Annotated in this window: 19 protein-coding genes; 11 read left to right on the forward strand and 8 right to left on the reverse strand. The window is 32.7% G+C overall.

What is annotated here, in order from left to right; all coding sequences use genetic code 11:
* Positions 1-28 precede the first annotated feature (28 nt).
* Complete coding sequence (locus tag AAYQ05_RS03885) at positions 29-469, forward strand: lipocalin-like domain-containing protein (protein WP_343541256.1); 441 nt, start codon at positions 29-31, stop codon at positions 467-469.
* Positions 450-746: a DciA family protein gene (locus AAYQ05_RS03890; protein WP_281633617.1), complete on the forward strand. Its 297-nt coding sequence runs from the start codon at positions 450-452 to the stop codon at positions 744-746. Before AAYQ05_RS03885 ends, AAYQ05_RS03890 begins: the two co-directional genes overlap by 20 nt.
* A gap of 120 nt (positions 747-866) precedes the next feature.
* On the opposite strand, the gene AAYQ05_RS03895 is transcribed toward AAYQ05_RS03890, so the two are convergent.
* The 3 genes from AAYQ05_RS03895 to bshC form a co-directional block, all read right to left on the reverse strand.
* Positions 867-1,286 carry a nucleoside-diphosphate kinase gene (locus AAYQ05_RS03895; RefSeq protein ID WP_012026941.1) on the reverse strand — a complete coding sequence of 140 codons (420 nt, stop codon included), beginning with the start codon at positions 1,284-1,286 and terminating at the stop codon, positions 867-869.
* A gap of 220 nt (positions 1,287-1,506) precedes the next feature.
* Positions 1,507-2,778 (reverse strand): acyltransferase family protein, encoded by a 1,272-nt coding sequence (locus AAYQ05_RS03900; protein WP_343541258.1) that lies wholly within the window; start codon positions 2,776-2,778, stop codon positions 1,507-1,509.
* Between the two features lie 125 nt (positions 2,779-2,903).
* Positions 2,904-4,493 (reverse strand): bacillithiol biosynthesis cysteine-adding enzyme BshC, encoded by a 1,590-nt coding sequence (bshC, locus tag AAYQ05_RS03905; protein ID WP_343541259.1) that lies wholly within the window; start codon positions 4,491-4,493, stop codon positions 2,904-2,906.
* Positions 4,494-4,761: 268 nt separating this feature from the next.
* On the opposite strand from bshC, the gene AAYQ05_RS03910 reads away from it, so the two are divergent.
* The 4 genes from AAYQ05_RS03910 (at position 4,762) to AAYQ05_RS03925 (ending at position 8,436) form a co-directional block, all read left to right on the forward strand.
* Entirely contained in the window at positions 4,762-6,039 is a 1,278-nt protein-coding gene (locus tag AAYQ05_RS03910) for an MFS transporter (RefSeq protein ID WP_343541260.1), read from the forward strand.
* 101 nt (positions 6,040-6,140) lie between these two features.
* Positions 6,141-6,395 (forward strand): autorepressor SdpR family transcription factor, encoded by a 255-nt coding sequence (locus AAYQ05_RS03915; protein ID WP_111378348.1) that lies wholly within the window; start codon positions 6,141-6,143, stop codon positions 6,393-6,395.
* Positions 6,396-6,398: 3 nt separating this feature from the next.
* Positions 6,399-7,061 (forward strand): SdpI family protein, encoded by a 663-nt coding sequence (locus tag AAYQ05_RS03920; protein ID WP_177212414.1) that lies wholly within the window; start codon positions 6,399-6,401, stop codon positions 7,059-7,061.
* A gap of 16 nt (positions 7,062-7,077) precedes the next feature.
* Positions 7,078-8,436, forward strand: a complete 1,359-nt coding sequence (locus AAYQ05_RS03925) for an alpha/beta hydrolase family protein (protein ID WP_343541264.1) — start codon at positions 7,078-7,080, stop codon at positions 8,434-8,436.
* A 73-nt stretch (positions 8,437-8,509) separates the two neighbouring features.
* Here AAYQ05_RS03925 and AAYQ05_RS03930 read toward each other — a convergent pair whose 3' ends face one another.
* Entirely contained in the window at positions 8,510-11,140 is a 2,631-nt protein-coding gene (locus AAYQ05_RS03930) for an Ig-like domain-containing protein (protein ID WP_343541265.1), read from the reverse strand.
* A gap of 117 nt (positions 11,141-11,257) precedes the next feature.
* Between AAYQ05_RS03930 and AAYQ05_RS03935 the strand changes: the two genes are divergently transcribed.
* Positions 11,258-13,462, forward strand: a complete 2,205-nt coding sequence (locus AAYQ05_RS03935; RefSeq protein WP_343541266.1) for a B12-binding domain-containing radical SAM protein — start codon at positions 11,258-11,260, stop codon at positions 13,460-13,462.
* On the opposite strand, the gene AAYQ05_RS03940 is transcribed toward AAYQ05_RS03935, so the two are convergent.
* The 3 genes from AAYQ05_RS03940 to AAYQ05_RS03950 form a co-directional block, all read right to left on the reverse strand.
* On the reverse strand, positions 13,459-14,223 hold the full coding sequence (locus AAYQ05_RS03940) for an MBL fold metallo-hydrolase (RefSeq protein ID WP_343541267.1): 765 nt from the start codon (positions 14,221-14,223) through the stop codon (positions 13,459-13,461). The genes AAYQ05_RS03935 and AAYQ05_RS03940 overlap by 4 nt on opposite strands.
* An 84-nt stretch (positions 14,224-14,307) precedes the next feature.
* Positions 14,308-14,994, reverse strand: coding sequence for a response regulator transcription factor (locus tag AAYQ05_RS03945; RefSeq protein ID WP_177212419.1), 687 nt, complete (start codon positions 14,992-14,994; stop codon positions 14,308-14,310).
* Positions 14,991-16,256 carry a sensor histidine kinase gene (locus AAYQ05_RS03950; RefSeq protein ID WP_343541270.1) on the reverse strand — a complete coding sequence of 422 codons (1,266 nt, stop codon included), beginning with the start codon at positions 16,254-16,256 and terminating at the stop codon, positions 14,991-14,993. The genes AAYQ05_RS03945 and AAYQ05_RS03950 overlap by 4 nt, the downstream gene beginning before the upstream one ends.
* Before the next feature lie 164 nt (positions 16,257-16,420).
* Here AAYQ05_RS03950 and AAYQ05_RS03955 point away from each other — a divergent pair, with 164 nt between their 5' ends.
* Positions 16,421-16,837, forward strand: coding sequence for a DUF1573 domain-containing protein (locus tag AAYQ05_RS03955; RefSeq protein ID WP_343541272.1), 417 nt, complete (start codon positions 16,421-16,423; stop codon positions 16,835-16,837).
* Between the two features lie 170 nt (positions 16,838-17,007).
* The gene (locus AAYQ05_RS03960) at positions 17,008-18,585 is read left to right on the forward strand and encodes a L,D-transpeptidase family protein (protein WP_343541274.1); all 1,578 of its coding nucleotides are present in this window, start codon (positions 17,008-17,010) and stop codon (positions 18,583-18,585) included.
* Positions 18,586-18,769: 184 nt separating this feature from the next.
* Here the strand turns inward: AAYQ05_RS03960 and AAYQ05_RS03965 are convergent, their stop codons facing one another.
* Entirely contained in the window at positions 18,770-19,273 is a 504-nt protein-coding gene (locus AAYQ05_RS03965; RefSeq protein ID WP_343541276.1) for a C40 family peptidase, read from the reverse strand.
* A 204-nt stretch (positions 19,274-19,477) separates the two neighbouring features.
* Here AAYQ05_RS03965 and AAYQ05_RS03970 point away from each other — a divergent pair, with 204 nt between their 5' ends.
* Together AAYQ05_RS03970 and AAYQ05_RS03975 are read left to right on the forward strand one after the other, a co-directional pair.
* Positions 19,478-20,578: an SGNH/GDSL hydrolase family protein gene (locus AAYQ05_RS03970; protein WP_343541277.1), complete on the forward strand. Its 1,101-nt coding sequence runs from the start codon at positions 19,478-19,480 to the stop codon at positions 20,576-20,578.
* Positions 20,568-21,947 (forward strand): sialate O-acetylesterase, encoded by a 1,380-nt coding sequence (locus AAYQ05_RS03975; RefSeq protein WP_343541278.1) that lies wholly within the window; start codon positions 20,568-20,570, stop codon positions 21,945-21,947. Before AAYQ05_RS03970 ends, AAYQ05_RS03975 begins: the two co-directional genes overlap by 11 nt.
* The last annotated feature ends 329 nt before the right edge of the window (positions 21,948-22,276 follow it).

Raw genomic sequence — 22,276 nt, forward strand, 5'->3', positions numbered from 1 at the left:
AAAAGAATAAATTTTAATATTTTTAAGTATGAAAAACATTTTTGTGATTATGGTTTTTTCGCTTTTGTTTGCAGGCTGTAAACAAGAAATAAAACCTGCAGATATTGCTAAACTAAATGGCTATTGGGAGATTGAAAAAGTGGTTTTTGATAAAGGAGAAGAGAAGGAATATAAGATGAACGAGACTTTTGATTTTTTTCAAATTAAAAATAATAAAGGAGTTCGAACGAAAGTGATGCCTCAGTTTGACGGAACGTTTTTGACAACAGACACTTTTGAGAACGTTTCAGTTCGTTTTGCAGGAGAACAAGTTTTTCTAGATTATAAAACGAAATATGCAAAATGGAGCGAAGAAATTATTTCGCTTTCAAATGACAAATTAGTGGTTAAAAACCCACAAAAAATAGAATATCATTATAAAAAAACTGGACCCGTAAATCTTCTGAACGATGGCGAAAAGACTAAATAGCGAAACAACAATCGGTGCTGTTTTACAGCAAATTATTCAGGTGAATAAATTGCAACCTGGAATGGATGAAATTGATGTTCGTGAGGCTTGGAGGCAGCTTATGGGGAATGGTGTAAACACATATACCCGAAATGTTGTTTTGAAAGGCAGTACACTTTATGTAGAATTAGGTTCTTCTGTTCTGCGTGAAGAATTGACTCATGGAAAATATAAAATCGTAAAAATGATCAATGAGGAATTGGGGCGTGAAGTTGTGAAAGATGTTGTTTTACGATAGACTTCTTAGAATTTTAGATTTTAGATTTTATAGTATAAAAAAAATCCATTCGCTTAGCGAATGGATTTTTTTATTTGTGATTGTTTAATTCAGCAATCTGAAATCTACAATCTACAATTATTAGAATTGCTCTCTTCCTGCAAAGTGGAATGCGCTTTCGATAGCAGCATTTTCGTCACTGTCAGATCCGTGAACTGCGTTTTCTCCAATTGAAGTAGCGTATGCTTTACGAATAGTTCCTTCAGCAGCTTCAGCTGGGTTTGTAGCTCCAATTAAAGTTCTGAAATCTTCTACTGCGTTGTCTTTTTCTAAAATAGCAGCAACAATTGGTCCGCGAGACATAAATTCAACTAATTCTCCGTAGAAAGGTCTTTCTGCGTGAACTGCGTAAAATGCTTTAGCATCTGCTACAGTTAATTGAGTTAATTTTAATGAAACGATTTTGAAACCACCATTAGTAATCATTGCTAAGATATTCCCGATGTGTCCGTTTGCAACAGCATCTGGTTTAATCATTGTAAAAGTTCTATTTGTTGCCATTTTGTATTTTATTAAATTTTGTGCAAAAGTATACTTTTTTTATGAATTGATTTTAATAAAATCATAAATAAAACGCTTTAGAATGATGTTTTGGACAAAAATGTGTTTTTATATTGATTGGTATATATGGTGAGATGCACTGCAGTGCATCTAATATGAACAAATGTTGACAATAAATAAGACGCACTGTTGTGCGCCTCTACATATATGGTTTAAAAAATTATACTTTAAAGATTAATTTGTTTCTATAAAAAATCCATAAAATGAATGTCCAGATTGCTACATAAGTTAATGCGCCAGCTAAAGATGCTGTCATAGGATTGCTGAAAAATGGTGCGATGCCAAATCGATACAAGTAATCTAATAGATTGATCTGTTCGTTTGGAAGTGACGGATTTTGAAAATGAATCATGACCAAAGCCTGCGGGATAATTTGTGAGGCAAAGAAAACAATCATTGGGTTTACTCCCCAAATTACAAATAGCTTAAAGCCTTTTTTGAATTCTTTTATATCAATTATATAATATAATACTGTAAGACAAATTGTTGCTAATCCTGTTGTGTATAAAACATAACTGCTTGTCCAGATCGATTTGTTTATCGGGAAAACCAAATCCCAGATTAAACCGAAAAAAATTAATGCAGTCCCGATCATTCCCATTCTTTGGGCTTTCTGGATTTTAGTTACACTTAAAAGTAAGATTTGACCAATAAATAAGCCAATAATCCCGTTTACAATTGATGGAATTGTACTTAAAATTCCTTCTGGATCCCAAGTTTTGGTTTCGTGATACATATGCCCTTTTAGAAAGGCGCTGTCAACCCAAGCAGCTAAATTGGTTCCTTTTTCTAAATTAGCTTCTCCAAGTCCAGGAACAGGAATTAAAGTCATAACGGCCCAATAGCCCAAAAGCAAAACAATTCCGCTAATAAGCTGAGTTTTTCGTGTTGTTTTTAAGTATAAAAGCGAAACTACAAAATAGACAACAGCAATACGTTGTAGCACTCCAGGAAGTCTTACATCGGCATAATTTTCAAATCCTCCGTAAGCTAAAATGAGATATATGGCTAAAATGCTAAAGGCAAAAATGTTTTTTAGTCTGTTGCTAAAATTTCCCATCAGCGCATAACCAACGGCAAAAGTAATAATCAATCTGCCAATTAAAAGTGGAATTCCGTCTAAACCAAACAACTGAATTTTTCCAAAGAAGTTAAAGAAGATTCCTAAACAGAACATTCTTAAAGAACGAATCAAGATTTTATTGAATGTTGTTTCGTCATACATTTTCTCTGGCATTGCTAGCGGTACGGCAACTCCCATTATAAAGATGAAAAATGGAAATACAAGATCTGTTGGTGTACAGCCATTCCATTGTGCGTGCAAAAGCGGAGGATAGACATTTCCCCAATCACCAGGGTTGTTTACAATAGTCATCAATAGAATAGTCAGTCCGCGAAAGACATCAAGCGAAATTAGGCGTTCTCTTACCATCAGGTTAGTTCGTTAATAGGTTATAAAAATATAATTCTATTTGGTTTGAGAGAGCAATAATTTAGGAGATGTGCTGGTTATTTGTTCCTACAATTATCGCTTTTGAATTTCTAAAGATAATTATTTTAGATTATTATGATGTCAAAATTATGTTCTAAAGGTTTTAATTTTTGAATCAAAAGCGGAATCAGCTGTTCTCCTTTTTCTAAATAAAATTCAGAAAAATTAGCTTGGCGCTCCTGAAGGCTATTGTTTGGAAATAGCTCGCATTGTAAATCGGTTACACGTTGCAATTGATCGTGAAGTTTTCTTTTTTGCGCTTTTAGCAAACGTTTTTCTAGATTTTCAAGGCCTTTCTTTTGTTTCACTTCCTGTGCTTTTACGGCTCCGGTGAAAGATTTGTCTGTTTTTTCAGCTAATTCAAAAAGATAATTAAACTGTTTTTCAAGCGCTTCTTTTTGGGGAGTTAAATCTATTGGAAATGGCGAAAGTTTATGAGTAATCTCATTTATTAAATTCTCCGACTTATTGAATAAATCTTTCCAAGTTAAATTCAAATTATCAGCTTTTTTAACTTGTTTTTCGGTTGCTAAAAGAACTGAATTTCGAACTAATACTATTGGGAAAGTAATATTTACGGCATCAAAAAAAGCTTTTAATTCTAACCAATAAGCAATTTCTCCACCTCCGCCAATGTAGCAAAGATTAGGAAGAATTATTTCCTGATACAACGGACGCATAATTACATTTGGGCTGAATTTTTCAGGATTGTTTTCTAGTAATTTGAAAATTTCATCCTTTGAAAATGAAATTTTGGTATTATTTGCCCAATATTTATCATTTTCAAAAATGATTCTTTCGCGCAGTTTATCTTCAATATAAAACAAATTAATTTCACGCGGATTTACCTGAACGATATAATCTGCAAGTTCTTCAATTGATTTTTGAACTGCTTTAAATGAAGTCTGATTTGCTAATTCTTCTTTTGCAAACGGAATAAAAGCACGTTTTAAATCGGCAGTATCTGCATCTATAATTACTAAACCGTAATTGGCAAAAAGCGCGTTTGCTAAGTAGCGAGTTGCATCTGCTAGATTTTCATGTTTTAAATAAGCGTCTTCAAACAGCTTTTTTAGGGTATTTGCATTAGAACTCGAACCTAGTTCTTTAGAATAAACTTCAAATAAATCTTCTAAACCATCGGTTGAAAGTCTTCCAACAGGACCAGTGCTTTCTGCATTCCAACGGATTTTTTTTCCTTTAAAATTAAAATAATTAATTTCTTCAAAATCGTGATCTTCTGTTGCCATCCAGTAAACTGGAACAAAATTGTACGAAGGGTATTTCGATTTTAATTCTTTGGTCAAATTAATTGTCGAAATAATTTTATATAAAAAATACAATGGCCCGCTAAACAAATTTAGCTGATGGCCAGTGGTGATGGTAAAAGTATTTTCGAGTGCTAAAAGCGAAATGTTTTGTCTCGTTAAATCTGAAATTTCAATATTTTGATATTGTTTATGCAGAGCGTCAACCAATACTGTTCGGTTGTTCTGATCAAAATTAGCTGCTTTTTCGGCTATTTGTTTTTCGAAATTCTCTAAGGTTGGAAAATTATTGTACAGCGGTTTTAATTCTGGTTTTTGATCTAAATAATCCTGCATTAGTTTAGAGAAATATCCAGAAGATTGAAAGCTGATACAGTCGGTAGGCATAATTTTAAATTTATTTTTGATAGCTGTAAATTTAATGAAAATATACAGTTAAAAACGCTATTAACAATTGCTTAAGATTTGATTTTTTTTCTGATGTTTTTAAAAGCGTTGAAATCAAGTTTTTAAATTTTTATTTTGTAAGGTTGTTGAAAATTGAAAATTTACATAATTTGTTAAAAATGTAAATTAGTTATAAAAGTAATTAGTGTAACTGTGAATTTTTAATAATGAAACTCTATTTTTGCAAATAAAAAAGATATCAGTTTTCATGAAAAATAACCCAAGTAAAAAGAACTCTTTAAAACATGTTCTTTTTGGAAGCCTTATAGGTACCACAATCGAATTTTTTGATTTTTATATTTATGCCAATGCGGCCGTATTGGTTTTTCCACAATTATTTTTTCCAAGTTCAGATTCGACAATGGCGACTCTAGAATCTTTAGCAACATTTTCTATCGCCTTTTTATCGCGCCCTTTAGGTTCTGCATTTTTTGGACATTACGGAGATAAAATTGGACGTAAATTTACCCTTGTAGCAGCTTTATTGACAATGGGAATTTCTACCGTAACAATTGGTTTCCTGCCAAGTTATGAAAGTATTGGTGTTGCAGCTCCATTATTGTTGATGCTTTGTAGATTCGGACAAGGAGTTGGTTTAGGCGGAGAATGGGGAGGAGCAGTCTTGCTTGCGATCGAGAATGCGCCACCAAATAAACGCGCATGGTACGGAATGTTTCCGCAATTAGGAGCTCCAATCGGTTTATTGCTTTCAGGAGGAACTTTTCTATTGCTTACTGATTCAATGAGCAATGAGGATTTTATGAATTATGGATGGAGAATTCCGTTTATTGCCAGTGCACTTTTGGTAATCGTTGGGTTTTATATTCGAACAAAAATTACTGAAACGCCTTCTTTTGAAAATTCGAAAAAGGAAAAAGAAGAAGTAAAGGTTCCTTTTTTAGAATTGGTGAAATCTTATAAAAATCAGTTGATTTTTGGAACTCTTGCCGCTATTACAACATTCTTAGTTTTTTATTTAATGACGGTATTTACATTGAGCTGGGCAACTTCAGATTTAGGAATTGTTAAACGTGATGGATTGCTAATACAATTGTTCTCTGTATTGTTTTTTGCGTTGTTTATTCCAGTTTCTGCAGTAGTTGCAGATAAAATAGGCCGACGTAAAATGCTTATTGTGGCTACAGCTGCGATTGCTGTTTTTGGTTTTTTCTTTTCTTATTTCTTAAGTGCAGGAAATATAACTTTGGTAACTGTTTTTGCTTGTATAGGAATGTCTTTAATGGGTTTTACTTACGGGCCTTTAGGAACATTTCTGTCAGAATTGTTTCCAACAAACGTTCGTTATTCCGGAGCATCTTTGACTTTTAATATGGCTGGAATTCTTGGAGCTGCATTTGCGCCTATGATTGCAATTTGGCTGGCTAAGACTTATGATGTTAGTTATGTAGGATATTATTTAGTTACCGCAGCCTTAATCTCTTTAATTGCCTTTTTAGTAATTAGTAAAGACGAACATAAGTTTTAGGTTTTTCATAAAAATATTTAAAAGCAGTAATGTAAAAAATTACTGCTTTTTTTTTGGTAGTTTAAAAAGTATTTAGATATTTGTCTAAATATATAAATGAGATGAATGATATTTTTAAAGCACTAAATGACGCAACTAGAAGAGAGATTCTGGATCTTTTAAAGCAAAAAGATATGTCGGCGGGAGAGATTGCCGATGCCTTTAATATTTCTAAACCTAGTATTTCGCATCATTTAGATATTTTAAAAAGAGCTGATTTAATTACATCTGAAAAAAACGGGCAATTCATCATTTACTCCATCAATACTACCATAATGGAAGATGTTTTGCAATGGATACTAACCTTTAAACAATAAAAAATGAATTTAGAATTAAAAAAAGAGCTTCCTCTAATTGGAATTGTTTTGATTCCTTTTATTTATTTAGCAGCAATTTGGAACAAACTTCCTGAAAGAGTCCCTGTGCATTGGAATTACAAAGGAGAAATTGACAATTGGGGTGATAAGTTTAGCTTAATATTTTTGCTTTTTATGCTTCCAGTTTTGATGTATGGCTTAATGACTGCGGCATCTAAAATTGATCCCAAAAATAGAATTTCATTAATGGGAAGGAAGTTTTATCAGCTCAAATTCTTCTTGGTTTTATTCATGTCTTTGCTGGCTACATTTATTGTTTATATAACGAAAAATCAATCTTTTTCTAGTCCGGGCTTAATGTATGTTGCAGTTGGAATTTTACTAATGATTTTTGGAAATTATTTTAAAGTTATTCAACCGAATTATTTTATTGGAATTCGCACGCCGTGGACACTAGAGAATCAGCAGGTATGGAAAGCTACTCATTCTTTTGCAGGAAAATTATGGCTTGTGGCTGGCTTTATTTTCATCTTGGGAGGCTTGTTGTTTTCGGGATTTAATTTTTCTAAAATTTTTGTAGGTATTGGTCTTACCATTGCTTTTGTTCCTATAATTTATTCCTATTTTAAGTTTAAAAGTTTAGAAAAAAAAGAAAACAATCTTTAAGTAATTAAGCATCGAAATGAAAAAAATAATACTTTTTATATTCCTAATTTTTAGTTCTTCAAAATCGTTCGCACAAGATATTTCAGGGCACTGGAATGGTGTTTTAAAACTTCCAAACAATGAATTAAGAGTTGTTTTTAATCTTACAAAAACACAAAACGGTTACACTTCTACCACAGATAGTCCAGACCAAAATGCAAAAGGAATTCCAGTTAAATCTACTACTTTCGAAAATTCGGTATTGAAATTAGATATTCCTGCAGTAGGTGGTTCGTACGAAGGAAAATTGAATGCTGATAATGTTTTTGTTGGAAAAATAACTCAAAACGGACACACATTAGATCTTAATTTATCAAAAGGAAATATTGAAATTGTTAGGCCTCAGGAACCAAAACAGCCATTTCCGTACTATACAGAAGATGTAAAATTCGAAAATAAAAAAGATCAAGTGACTCTGGCAGGAACTTTATCGTTACCTAAAAAAGAAGGTAATTTTCCAGTAGTTATTTTAATTTCCGGAAGCGGTGCGCAAAATCGAGATGAAGAAGCATTACAACATAAACCATTTTTAGTTCTAGCAGATTATCTTACCAGAAAAGGAATCGCTGTTTTGCGTTTCGACGACCGCGGTTTTGGTGAGTCTACTGGTGATTTTAAAAGTGCAACTACTACAGATTTTGTAAAAGATGTACAGGCTGGGTTTGACTATTTGAAAACTCGCAAAGAAATCAATAAAAATAAAATTGGTTTAATTGGGCATAGTGAAGGAGGAGTAATTGCACCAATTGTTGCTGGAAATTCTAAAGATATCTCATTTATTGTTTTAATGGCAGGAACAGGAATTCGAGGTGATAAATTGCTTCTCTTGCAAAAGGAATTAATAGAAAAACAAAAGGGAATTTCAGAAGCAATGATAGAGCAGAACAAAGAAATTCTTAAAGGCGCTTATGATATTATTGTGCAAAGTGCTGTAAATGATGATAATTTGAAAGCAAGTGTTACCGCTTATTTTAAATCAAAATTACTAAGTGATGATCAAGCTAAAACTGTTACAGATCAAATTACAGGTCCTTGGATTTATAATTTTTTAAAACTTGATCCAGCTGCCTATTTAGAAAAAGTAAAATGCCCAGTTTTGGCAATTAATGGAAGCAAAGATTTACAAGTTCCTGCCGAAGCAAATCTTCAAAATATTAATAAGGCTTTAGCAAAAGCAGGTAATAAAAAAGTGACGATTAAAGAATTACCAAATTTAAATCACTTATTTCAAGAATGTAAAACGGGATTACCTGAAGAGTATGCATCAATTGAGCAAACAATATCTCCGACAGCATTAGAAGAGATTTCGAGCTGGGTTGTGTTGCAGACGAAATAAAATTATGGAATCGCAAAGATTTATGCAATTGCAAAGAGTTTGCTTTTGGACATAAATTTTTGCGATTTTTACTTTATCTCTTTAAAGAAAAATGACCTCTGAATTCTTTTCCATTTATACTAGTTGCGGTGAACCAATAGTCTGAAGCAGGTTCTGGATTTCCTAGGTAAGTTCCATTCCAAGAAGTATTTAATCTTAGTTCTTTAATAAGTTTTCCGTAACGATCAAATATTCTAATAGTTGAATTAGGAGCTAAATAATCAGGATCAATTGTCCAAGTATCATTAAAACTATCTCCATTTGGAGTAAAGAATTTTGGATACGGAAGTTCATTAACCAAATGAATACAATCTCCAGCTGATGCTTCTAGGATGCTTATTGTTACGGGAATTCTATCACTTTCGCAAGTGCTTATTGTTTGAGAAGCATAATAGGTAATTCCATTTTCTAATGGAGTTGATTCTGATAAATGACTTGTAGAGGAAGAACTTTCATACCATTTAATGCTTTGGCCATTTATTGCAATATCACTAATTTTTGCATTTTTTTGAATGCAAAACTGTTGTGGAGAACTGGCAGATGGAATTGGTGTGTCTTGTATTTTTACGGTAATTGCTAATCTTTCGCTTTCGCAGTTGTTTAGAGTTTGTGTCACATAGTACTTTCCATTTTGTAATAAATCTGTTTCTTGTAAAATATTTCCATTTATAGGAGCATCATACCATTTGAGTGCAGTTCCTGCTATATTTAGATTTTCAATTGTCGCTATTTCATCAATGCAAAACTGCTGATTATTATTTCCTGTTGGTAAGGGCGAGTTATAAATTTTAACTAAAACAGGAATTCTGTCACTTTCGCAATTAATGGTTTGTGAAGCGTAGTAGGTTCTATTATTTTCTAATAAGGTAGTATTTGACAACGGTGCAGCCGAAAAAACAGTATCATACCATCTTATATTTTGTCCTGACATCTCTATCTTTTCTAGAGATGCATTATCATTTTTACAAAAAACAGAATTTATTATAGAAGGTGTGTTCGGAATAACATTTAGATGTGCCGTTACAGCTAATCTTTCGGTGCTTTCCGGGCAATTATCATTTTGTTGAGAAGCAAAATAAGTTTTTCCATCAATAAGGAGAGTAGTTTTTAAAAGTGGATTTGTCGAAGTTGTTGAGTCGTACCATTTTATATCATTAGATTTAGGATTTAGATCAGAAATTTTATTATCCAATGAGCAAAAAGATTGATCGGATTCTCCATTTGGTTTACCAGTTTCGCATTCTGCCAGTTTTAAAACAAAACCATCTCGATTTATAGTTGAACTATTTATGGTTCGTAATGTATACTGTTTTGTTAGTGATGGATCTAAATCACATGTCCACATAAAATCTCCAGATAAATACGTTTCATTATTTCGAACTTTTATATTTTTTATTTGAAACAGTGAACAATTATTGTAGGGGCTTAATTGAGGTACTTCGTGTCCAATTTTAAAAGTACTTACAAAATTTCGGTTAGAATCAAGTTTTAAATAGAATCCTTCTCCATAATCACTAACCGAGGTCAAATTGAAAACAGATTCAGAAGGATCAAAATCTACCGTATCTTTAAAGCTTCCAACAAACATTAAATTACCATTATAATCTTCTGCGACTGAATAAAAGTCAATATTGCCATTATAAGGTTTTTCAAATTTTTTTACATCAATAAAATTCCCATTTAAATTTAGAAAAATTATATAATTATTTGAAAACACATTTACAATTGAGGAAGGAGAAGGATCTACATCAACGGTAGCATTGTAATCATTTTTGTGGTTTATTAAAATAATATTGTTTTCAGTAATGTGAAAAACGTCTGTACTTTGGTTTGAAAATTTTCTCTCCCAGATTATTGATTTATCTATTGAATTTATTTTATATAAACTTTGCCCATTAAGCAAATGGATATTTTCATCCTTACCAATTATAACTTTTGAATTTGCAATAGTTCCATTATCATTATCAAATGTTTTAATCCACTCAATATTTCCTGAATTATTTATTTTAAGGATGTAATTGTCTATTCCTGTTGCTGTTAAGTTTAATGATGGATTAAGAGGGTCTAAAGAAATAGTACCAATAAAGTACCCTGTTATAAAAATATTGTTTTGATTATCTATATCAAAAGAGTTTGGATTTATAGAGCCTCCATTCGGAAAATTTCTAATTATTTTTTTTGTCGAGATTAAATCACCATTTGGTTTTAGTTTTATTATGCTAATGTAACTATCCACCATATTTTGGGCATTGTTTAATTCAGATGTAGTGGCTAGAAGGTTTATATTTCCATCCTTATCTAATTTTATTCCATAAGTATATTCACCACCCCTTTTGTAATTGCCAAAAGTTTTACCCCAGACATAATTTCCGTCTTTATCCATCTTGATTAAATATAGCCCACGAAAATTTTGAATATTGGAGTTGTTTATAATTTCAACTCCATTTATAGTTGGGTCTATATCGAATAAATAAGATTCTGTTTCTCCGAAAATATAAGAGTTCCCATCTGCATCAAGTTCCATTTTATTTGCATAATCGGCATAATCATCACGTATACCTTTTATTTGTCCCGCCCATTTAAAGTTTTGCGCTTTTGTAGAATATGGAACTAGAAAAATTAAAAATAGCAATAAAAAGAGAGATGTGTTTTTTAAATGTCTCAAAATTGGTTGTTTTTGGTTGAAACAAATGTAATCAAATGTTTACAAACTCAAATCAAAAATTGAAACGCTGAAAAGTCTCAAAATAACCCGTATTTTTGCAAAAAAAAACAATCTCTTTTGAAAACGAAACTTTTTGTAATTACGCCTCCTTTTACCCAACTGAATACACCGTATCCGGCAACGGCTTATATAAAAGGTTTTCTGAATACCAAAAATATAGAATCGGTTCAAGCAGATTTGGGTATTGATGTGATTTTGGAATTGTTTTCTAAGAAAGGATTGATTGATTTGTTTCAAGTTTCAGGTTCAAAGTTTGAAGTTGTTGGAAATGAAATCTCAGATAATTCAAAACGCATTTTTGCTCTTCAAGACGAATACATCAAAACAATCGATCCTGTCATTCAGTTTCTGCAAGGAAAAAATCCAACTTTGGCTTTGCAGATTTGTCAGGAAGATTTCCTGCCCGAAGCTTCTCGTTTTGCGCAATTGGAAGAACTCGACTGGGCTTTTGGTTCAATGGGAACTCAAGACAAAGCCAAACATTTGGCGACTTTATATCTCGAAGATATTTCAGATTTTATTGTCGAATGTGTTGATGAGAACTTCGGTTTCAGCCGATATGCCGAACGTTTAGGAAGAAGTGCCAATTCGTTTGACGAATTATATGAAGCTTTGCAGCAAAAGCCAACTTATATTGATTCAATTTTAATTTCGCTTTTGAAAGCTAAAATTGAAGCCGTAAAACCAACTTTGTTTTTAATTTCTGTTCCTTTTCCGGGAAATTTATACAGCGCGTTTCGTTGTGCGCAATGGGTAAAACAAAATCATCCTGAAATTAAAATTTCAATGGGAGGTGGTTTCCCGAATACTGAATTGCGCTCGCTATCAGATAAACGTGTTTTTGAGTTTTTCGATTTTATCACTTTAGATGATGGTGAAGTTCCAATTGAAGAACTGATTTTTCATTTAGAAAATCCTGATTCTGATTCTTTCAAAAGGACATTTTTGTTAGAAAATGGAAAAGTTGTCTATAAAAACAATTCTTTAAAACACGATTATAAACAATCACAGGTTGGAACTCCAGATTACTCCGATTTGCCTTTGGATAAATATATTTCGGTTATCGAAATTGTAAATCCAATGCATAGAATGTGGAGCGATGGCCGTTGGAATAAACTCACAATGGCTCATGGATGTTATTGGGGGAAATGTACGTTTTGTGATATTTCTTTAGATTACATAAAAGTTTACGAGCCTGTTGCGGCAAGTTTGCTTTGTGATCGAATGGAGGAATTAATTGCGCAGACAGGTCAAAATGGATTCCATTTTGTAGATGAAGCTGCACCGCCCGCTTTAATGCGTGCTTTGGCTCTTGAAATTTTAAAAAGAAAACTTGCTGTAACCTGGTGGACAAATATTCGTTTTGAAAAAAGCTTCTCAAAAGATTTATGTCTATTGCTAAAAGCTTCTGGCTGTATTGCCGTTTCAGGAGGCTTGGAAGTCGCTTCAGATCGATTATTGAAATTAATTGATAAAGGTGTTACCGTCGAACAAGTTGCAAAAGTAACTCGTAATTTTACCGAAGCTGGAATTATGGTTCATGCTTATTTGATGTATGGATATCCAACACAAACCATTCAAGAAACGGTGGATAGTCTTGAGATGGTTCGTCAATTATTTGAAGCTGGAGTTTTGCAGTCTGGATTTTGGCATCAATTTGCTTTAACGGCACATAGTCCAGTTGGGTTGTATCCGGAACAATTTGGGTTGACTAAGAAAACCGAAGCGATTGGAACTTTCGCAAACAATGATATTGAATACACCGATGCAACAGGAATCAATCACGACAAGTTCAGTTTCGGATTAAAGAAATCTCTTTTTAATTTCATGCACGGAATTTGTTTTGATTACGAACTTCAGGATTGGTTTGATTTTAAGATTCCGAAAACCAAAATCCATCCCGATTTTATTTTTAATGCATTAGAAGAACAAAACGATTTCAATACAAAACCAAATGCAAAAGTGGTCTGGCTTGGAGGAAAACCCACTGCAGAAATCTTTACAAAATCAAAAAAAGGAAGAAGTTGGGAAATGATGTCGCTAACTTTTCATGATAAAAAAGAAAGTTTCGATATCCAAACTAGCAAAGAAGAAGGTGAGTGGCTGACTTCAATTTTATTAAAAATAGCCGTTTCTGGTTCTAAAAGTTATACTTTTCAGGAGGTTAAAAATGATTTTGAAACCGAATTAGAAGATTTCGAATTGTTTTGGTATTCTAAACCTGTAAACACTTTACGTGAGTTTGGATTATTGGTACTTTAATATTCAATACATTCTCCATCATTCGGAATAGAAGTTTTGCTTAGAAGTCCATGATCTGAAAGAGCTGTTCTTAACTGTAACCGTGTTGTTGGACAATGGTTTAAAGCTTCTAAATGATTGGCAAGAACTTTTCCAGGAGCTAGTGTGATGAATTTTAGAATATCATTCATTCGCATTAACAAAGGCTGACCGAAATCTAATCTTGCAGTTCCACAGGCCACAATTGAAATATCGGGTTTAAATTGCGTTAGAACTTTTTCTACATGTTCTGTAAAAATGGTATCAGAACTAATATAAATAGATTTTTGATCTGCCAATTCGATAAGAAACCCCATTACATTTCCCATTAATTTAGCAACAAATCCGTAGCCGTGAATTGCTGGAATTCCGGTGATTTTTCCATCCAAAAATTTTTGAGGTTCCCAATATTCCAAAGTTTGAATGACACTAAGTCCTCGTTGTACAAGTGCTTTTTCGTCTTTTGAACTGCAGATAACGGGAATGCTTTTTCTTCTCAAAAAAACTTCACCTGCTTTGTCAATATGATCTGGATGCAAATGCGTAATCAAACAATGTGTCACACGACTTAAGATGTCACGGCTGTTTTTTGGCAAAGCCACCAGCGGATTTCGTTTTGGTTTATATCTGAAAATAGTAAAAGGCGGAATTGTTTTTCTTTTACCTAACATTGGGTCAACTAAAATGACATGCTTCTCTGTTTCAATTACCAAAGTTGCATTTCGCAAATGATGTAATTTCATATCCAAGAAAATTAGATATTAAAAATACAAAGTTTTTCTAAAAACTGCTTACAGATTTTTCTTTATTTTTAACAGAATTGTGATTTACCCAATAGAAAACCTAAACCCAATTCCATGCAGGTTTTCTATAGAAATTCCTTGTTCATTTGCTAAGATTTTACGCAAACGCGAAATAAAAACGTCCAGGCTTCTTCCCATAAAGTAGTCATCTGTTCCCCATAACGAAGTTAAAATCTGTTCTCTTTTCAAAACGGAATTTTTATGGTCTAGAAAAAGTTTCAATAATTCGGCTTCACGCTGTGTTAAACCAACTTTTTCTTCATCATTGAAAAGAATGAAATTTTTGGTGTCAAACTGATATTTACCAACTTCGTAAATCGTTTTTGCAGTCGGAATATTTTTCTGTGAACGTTTTAAGAAAATTTCAATTTTTAAAAGTAATTCTTCAATACTGAAAGGCTTTACCAGATAATCATCAGCTCCTAAACGCAAGCCTTTAATGCGATCTTCTTTTAAAGTTTTGGCAGAAAGAAAAATAATTGGAACATCAAGATCAATTTTTCGAACCGCTTCGGCAAGTTCAAAACCGTCCATTTTTGGCATCATAATATCAAAAATGCAAATATCGAATTCTTCTTCCTCAAAAATTTTCAAAGCTGATTTTCCGTCTGAACAATGTATTACCTCGTAATTGTTTTGCTCCAAATTATCTTTGGTTAAAAACGCTAGGGTTTCATCATCTTCGGCATATAGTATTTTGAAATTTCTCATTTTTTATAAGGAATTGATAAAGTTATAGTGATACCTTTTTCTGGATTATTTTCGGCTTTTATTTTCCAGTTTTGAAGATTACAGATTTCTTTTACATAATATAAACCAAGTCCAAATCCGTTCACTTCGTTACTTTTTTCGTTCTGAACGCGGTAAAACTTATCAAAGATAAAAGATATTTTTTTAGGATTAATTCCAATTCCATTATCAGTAAACTCCAATTTTAAACAGGTATTGTTTTCGATGATTTTTATTGTAACCTCTGGCTTTTCATTACAGTATTTAATTGCATTATCCAGCAAATTGTAAATTAAATTAGCAAAATGAAAAGTATCTGTTTCAATTAAATATTCTTTTGAAACTGTTTCAATTACAATAGAGGCTTCAGGATATTTTAATTTAATGTTTTCTATTGCTTCTTCAATAAGCGGAACCATTAAAATATTTTCTTTTTTAAGTTCTAAAGGAGCATAATCAGACTTTGCAATATTTAGAATCTTTTCGATATGACTATTTAACTTATTTCCTTGATTGATAATAATGTCGGTATAAGTATACAGTTTTTTATCTTCTTTTATTGGTTTTTGTTCAATCAGATATTTTGACGCAATCAGAATGGAAGCCAAAGGTGTTTTAAATTCATGCGTCATATTATTAATGAAATCACGCTGCAATTCTGAATATTTTTTATGCTGTAAAAGTTTAAAAATTGAATAAACGTAAATCAATAAAATCAGAATCAATGCAGTTGAAAGAATAAACCAAAAGCGCATTGAACTAAAAAGATAAGTTGTCTCATTAGGAAAACGTACAGCAAAATAATAAACCAAATTTTTATGTTTTGGGAAGTAAACAGTTTTTTTACATTCTGCTTTTTTCTTATAAAGCGAAATATAATCACCATAAATCATTTCGTCACTTTGGCAGTTGTACATCGCGTATTCGAAATCGGTGGTGATATTCATTTTTTTGAATTCCGTTTTCAGATAAAACTCTAAAATATCGGGTTCAAATTCATTATCCACATTTACAATATAATAATCGTTTGCAATTTTTTGAACTGGATTTTGAACAGGAAGTTCGTGGTTGGTTCCTTCGTATAATTTTTTAGCTACTTCTAGCAAAGCAATATGCGCTTTTTGGCTCAGTTTTTTTTGTTCGATTGTAAAAGCCTCTTTTGTCCAAAGCAATTGTGCCACCAAAATACTGATGATAGCTACCAATCCTAAGATAATGATGCTGTTAAGTTTATTAATTTTCAAGAATAAAGAATTTTGAGACTGTAATATTAATCAATTTTGGCTTAAAAACGGGCGGTTAACAAGTCATTAACAAACGTTTGAAACCAGTTAACAGCGATATGAATTTGTCTGAATTACCTTTGTAATATCAAAATGAACTATAAACCATTTTAAATATATCCGTTATGAAAATGATCAAAATTTCGATGTTAGCTTTGGCTTTAGGCCTAATGTCTTTTTCAGCAATTGCTCCAGTACAATCTTTAGTTTCAGAAACTGAAGTTTCTGGAACTGCAGCTTCTACAATTGCTTGGAAAGCAGAAACAATTGATGTTGGGCAAATTCCCCAAGGAACTCCAAAAGCAATTGTTTATGAATTTAAAAATACTGGAAAAACGGCTGTAGTGATTACAAATGTGCAAGGATCTTGCGGATGTACAGCAACAGATTACACAAAAGAACCAATTCAGGCTGGTAAATCTGGAAAAGTTACTGCGACTTACAATGCTGCAAACAAAGGTGCTTTTACAAAAACAGTTACTGTAACAACTAGTGCCGAAACAGCGCCAAAAGTACTTACTTTAAAAGGTACTGTTATTTAATTAGAATTTTAATAGGTTGGTTATATGGCGAAAGCTCCAGACATGTAAATTGTTTGGAGCTTTTTATTTTTATTAACCGCTTAAACTTCAAAAAAATAAGGCTTAAGATTTAACATTGAGTTCTTTGTTTTAATAGAATTTTTTCTACTTTTAATCAAAAATTTTGAGTTATGAAAATCTGGTATACGCCTGTTATTGCTATTGTTTTTTTTGCTGTTTTTTCGTGTAATTCGAAAGCTGATAAAAAAGAGGAAAATTCGATAAAAACGGTTGAAAAAATCCCTGAATTAAAACTTACAATCGATAGCGTTCGCATTGCTAAGTTTTATGAAAGTTATCCGAAATTGGATAAGTTTAAAAATGATGTAACCGCTTTATATCAAAAAAACAAATCGACTCAATTGTGGCAGGACAACAAAGGAATTGTCGAATTTGCCAATACATTGTTCAATCAATATAAAAATTTGGATCAAGAAGGCTTAAAAGCCAATTATCCTTATAATGAGCAATTAAGTTCTGTTTTTGATAATAACGTAAATACCAAACTTTCAAAAGAAGATACCGATCTGCTTCTTTCTAATTTATATTACTATTATGGTGAAAAAGTAGGTGGTTTTGACGAAAAAACAGTAGTCTCTTTGGAATGGCTTTTACCTCGTAAAAAACTGAATTACCAAGTGCTTTCAGATTCGATCTTTAAGAAATCAACGATTTTGGATGATAAGAAAAGAAAGATGTTTAGCCAATATTATAAGCTTCGCGATGCTCTTAAAGAATATAGAGAAATAGAGAAAAATGGAGGCTGGAAAACTATTGAGGCGGGAGAAGATTATAAAAGTTTAAAATTAGGCGATTCGTCTGCTGTTATTACACAGATTAGAGAACGACTTTTTATAACCAAAGATCTTAAGGAAGATACCAAAAGCGCAGTTTGCGATACGGTTTTAATGAAAGCCTTAAAAAACTATGAATTACGTCATGGTTATGTACCCAAAAACACCATTTTATTGGAGCATATAAATGACTTGAACATTCCAGTTTCAGACCGAATTAAAACTATTATTGCCAATATGGAACGCTGTCGATGGATTGATCCTGAGTTAGAAAAAGGGCAGAAGTACATAGAGGTTAATATTCCTGAATTTAAATTGTATATAATTGAAGATGGAAAAATCGCATTTACATCTGCAGTTGTAGTGGGAAGGGCATTGACAAAAACCGTAATTTTTAGCGGAATGATGAGCAATATTGTTTTCAGTCCGTATTGGAATGTTCCGCCAAGTATTATCAAAGCTGAAATTAAACCCGGAATGGCTAGGGATAAAAATTATTTGCAAAAGAAAAACTTAGAGTGGAATAATGGCGCTGTTCGTCAGCTTCCAGGTAAAAATAATTCACTTGGTCTGGTGAAGTTTTTATTTCCAAATTCAAGCAATATTTATCTGCACGATACGCCTTCAAAAAGTTTGTTTGAAAGAGAAAGCAGAGCGTTTAGCCACGGTTGTGTTCGTGTTGCAAAACCTAGAGAATTAGCAATTGAATTACTAAAACCTGATCCAGCATGGAATCCAGAAAGAATTGATAAAGCCATGCACGCAGGAAAGGAAAGCTGGTATACGTTGAAGAAAAAAGTTCCAGTTTATATTGGTTATTTTACTGCGTGGGTTGATCGCGAAGGCAATCTAAATTTCTATAAAGATATTTACGGAAGAGATGAAAGTTTGATTAAACTCTTAACTGAAGAATAATTTAAGTTCGCCACTAATTACACAAATTTTCACGAATTAAATTTTTATAAGTATTGCAATCAAAAAAAATAAAGCCACAGATTAAAGGATTAAAATGATTATAAAAAATCTGTGCTAATCTTTTTATCCCGATAGCGATCGGGAGTGGCAAAAGATAAATTTGTGTAATTCGTGGCTAAAAAAACTACTTCGATAAAACATCAACACATTTATAAAAACGTTTGGTGTAATGTTCTGTATCTAGTGCTGTTATAGTGACCTGTTGTGCTTTTCCTGATGAGGCATGAATAAATTTTGACTGCATTCCGTTGGCCTCACAAATTATCCCGATGTGACCAACAATATTCCTATTTTTATATCCATAGAAAACTAAAATATCTCCCACTTTAAATTCTTCTGGTTTTAAAGTCTTGCCTATGTTTTTATAACCGCTTGAACTTCTAGGGAGAGTCATTCCAAAATTTTTAAAAACATAACTCACAAAACCCGAACAGTCAAAACCTTTTTTCGGATTACTGCTGGCATAAACATAAGGCGTGCCTAAATATTTTTTTGCGTAAACAATTATTGAATCGCGATTGATTTCGGTTTGAGATATATTGTTTTGAATTTGATCTTTTTCCTTTTTTAAATTGAAGGAAGAAAGAGTGACAAAAAACAATAAAAAAATTACGACTAAGACTTTCATTTTTGCAGATTGTAAAAGTATTAAACGCTAAAGATAGTTCTAAATTGTTGGTTTTTATGATAGATGTAAGAATTGACATCTATAACGGTTGGAATGATGTGTTTATGTGGTGTTTTTTTATTACTTTTTGACATTTTAGTATCTTTTTGGATAATCTCTTTCCAATATATTTGTGAATCGTATTTATATTTTAACAAATAAACTATGTTTCCCAAAAAAATAGCTGTTTTAATTTCGTTTTTGCTGATTTCTCTGATTTCGAATTCACAAACTCAAAATTCTAATAAAACTTTTTTATACCAAGGTCGAATTGATAAACTTCAAAACGATCAGGTTATTTTAATTGGAACGGCTTCTTCGGTTGCTTTTAATTTTACTGGAAAAGAATGCGTAATATCTCTTCAAAGCGTTGATTCATACGAACATCATAACTATGTTCAACTAGTTCTAGATGGAAAATATCTGGGAAAGATAAGAATTGAAAAAGGGCCAATTCAATCATTTCCAATCGATGTCGCTTCTAAGCAAAAAGAACATCGACTTGAAATCTACAAAAATACAGAAGCGCAAAGTGGCAATATTTTGTTTGCTGGAACAACTGCAAAACTGACTACAATTTCATTTCAAAAGAAAAAGAAAATTGAGTTCATAGGTGATTCTATTACTTGTGGTGCTGCGAGCGATCCGTCTGATGTTCCTTGTGATAAAGGAGAATATATGGATCATCATAATGGGTATTATGCTTATGGGCCAACACTTTCGAGAACAATTGGCGTCGATTATTTGATGAGCTGTGTTTCGGGAATCGGAATGTACAGAAATTGGAACGATGAGCATAAAGACGAAGCCATAATGCCAGATGTTTATCCAAATTTATATTTAACAAAAGAGGTTTCAAAACCGAAATATGATTTTGCGTTTCAACCCGACATTATCAGCATTGCCTTAGGAACAAATGATTTTTCTGGTGGAGATGGTAAAAAAGAACGCTTGCCATTTAATCCAGAAAAGTATGTTTCGAATTATATCGACTTCATCAAAATGCTTTACAAACACAATCCGAATACACAGATTGTAATTACAAATAGTCCAATGGTTGGCGGAGAAAGAGCAGTTGTTTTTGAAGATTGTCTGAATAAAGTTAAGAACGCTTTTGCGGATGATAAATCACACAAATCAATTCAGATTTTCAAGTTCAAGCCAATGATACCAAATGGATGTTCAGGTCATCCAGATGTGGCAGATCATAAGGTTTTGGCAGAGGAATATGGCCCATTTTTAAAGAAGTTGCTAAATGAAAAATAATATTTTTAAGTTTGTTTTCTTTCTATTGATTTCCAGTACTATGAAGGCAAATGTGTCGCTTCCGAATATTTTTGGTGATAATATGGTTTTACAGCGCAACTCTCAAGTGAAAATTTGGGGTTGGGCGAATCCAAAAGAAGAAATCAAACTAATTTCTAGCTGGAATAATCAGGAATATAAAACTGTTGCGAATAATCAGGCAAAATGGGAAATTACCATTAAAACTCCAGAAGCGGGCGGACCGTTTACAATTTCGATAAAAGGCTACAATGAAGTGGTTTTAAAAAATATTTTAATTGGCGAAGTCTGGCTTTGTTCTGGACAATCGAATATGGAAATGTCGGTGAGCTGGGGAATTGACGATGGCGAAGAAGAAATGAAAAATGCTACAAATCCTAATATTCGTTTTTTCACAGTTCCAAAATTGACAGCTGAAAATCCGCAGAATAATTTGCTGGGAAATTGGACAGAATCGACTCCTGAAACCATGAAATATTTTAGCGCTGTTGGTTACTTTTTTGCAAAACGCTTGCGCGAAGATTTGAAAAATGTCCCAATCGGATTAATTTCTTCAAATTGGGGCGGAACTCCCGCAGAAATTTGGATGCCTGCAGAAGTCGTAAATAACGATCCGATTTTATTGGAAAATGCCAAAAAATTGAACGAGCAAGAATATGGACCAAGACAGCCTGGAAGAGCTTACAACGCCATGATTTATCCAATCATAGGATTTAAAATTGCAGGAACGCTTTGGTATCAAGGAGAGTCGAATGTAGGTTCTTTGGTTTATGATAAAACTTTGGGGGCTTTAATTACTTCATGGAGAAAAGAATGGAAAGACGATTTCCCTTTTTATTATGTTCAGATTGCACCATTTAAGACAGGAAAGAACAATTTTTCAAATGTAACAGTTAGAGACTCGCAGAGAAAATTATTGAAAGAAGTTTCGAAAACAGGAATGGTGGTAATCAGTGATATTTCGGATACGATTGATATTCATCCAAAAAATAAAAAATCGGTTGGAATTCGTTTAGCGAATCTGGCTTTGGCAGAAACTTACAAAACCAATTCTAATTTGGTTAATGGACCACTTTTTAAAGGGATTAAAGTGGATAAAAATACAGTAACCGTTTCTTTTGACTACGGAGCCGGATTATACTTTAAAGACAAAAAATCGAATCAATTTGAGGTTGCGGGAATAGATGGAATCTTCTATCCAACCGAAGCTTCGATTAAAAATAACGAAGTGATTGTGACAAGTAAAAAAGTAGCTTCTCCAGCAAAAGTGAGATTTGCATGGGGAAATACGATTCAGTCAGATTTGTTTAATAAAGCGAATTTGCCTGCTTCTTGTTTTGTTTCTGAGTGAGTCTATAAAGAAGAAAGAAGCAAGATTTTAGATTTTGATTTGCTTTGTCAGGCTGAGCGAAGTCGAAGCCTGCAAAGTGAGACACAAAGTTTGTCATCCTGAGGAACGAAGGATCATACATGTAACTCTACAAAGATTAGCGGAGTTCTATGCGGATCTTCTAGTGTTATCCTTCGTTCTTCAGGATGACAAGATGACCAAAACGTTCTTTTGAGACCGTTTGCGTGAGGGATAGAAGTGGAAAGCCCACAGCCGTGAGGAACGAACAGGCGAGGACTTGAAACGGATAGCCCGACCCGCTTTTTTCAGCGGGGCACGCCAAAATATAA

It is taken from the genome of Flavobacterium movens (assembly GCF_039581425.1).
GTDB lineage: Bacteria > Bacteroidota > Bacteroidia > Flavobacteriales > Flavobacteriaceae > Flavobacterium > Flavobacterium luteolum.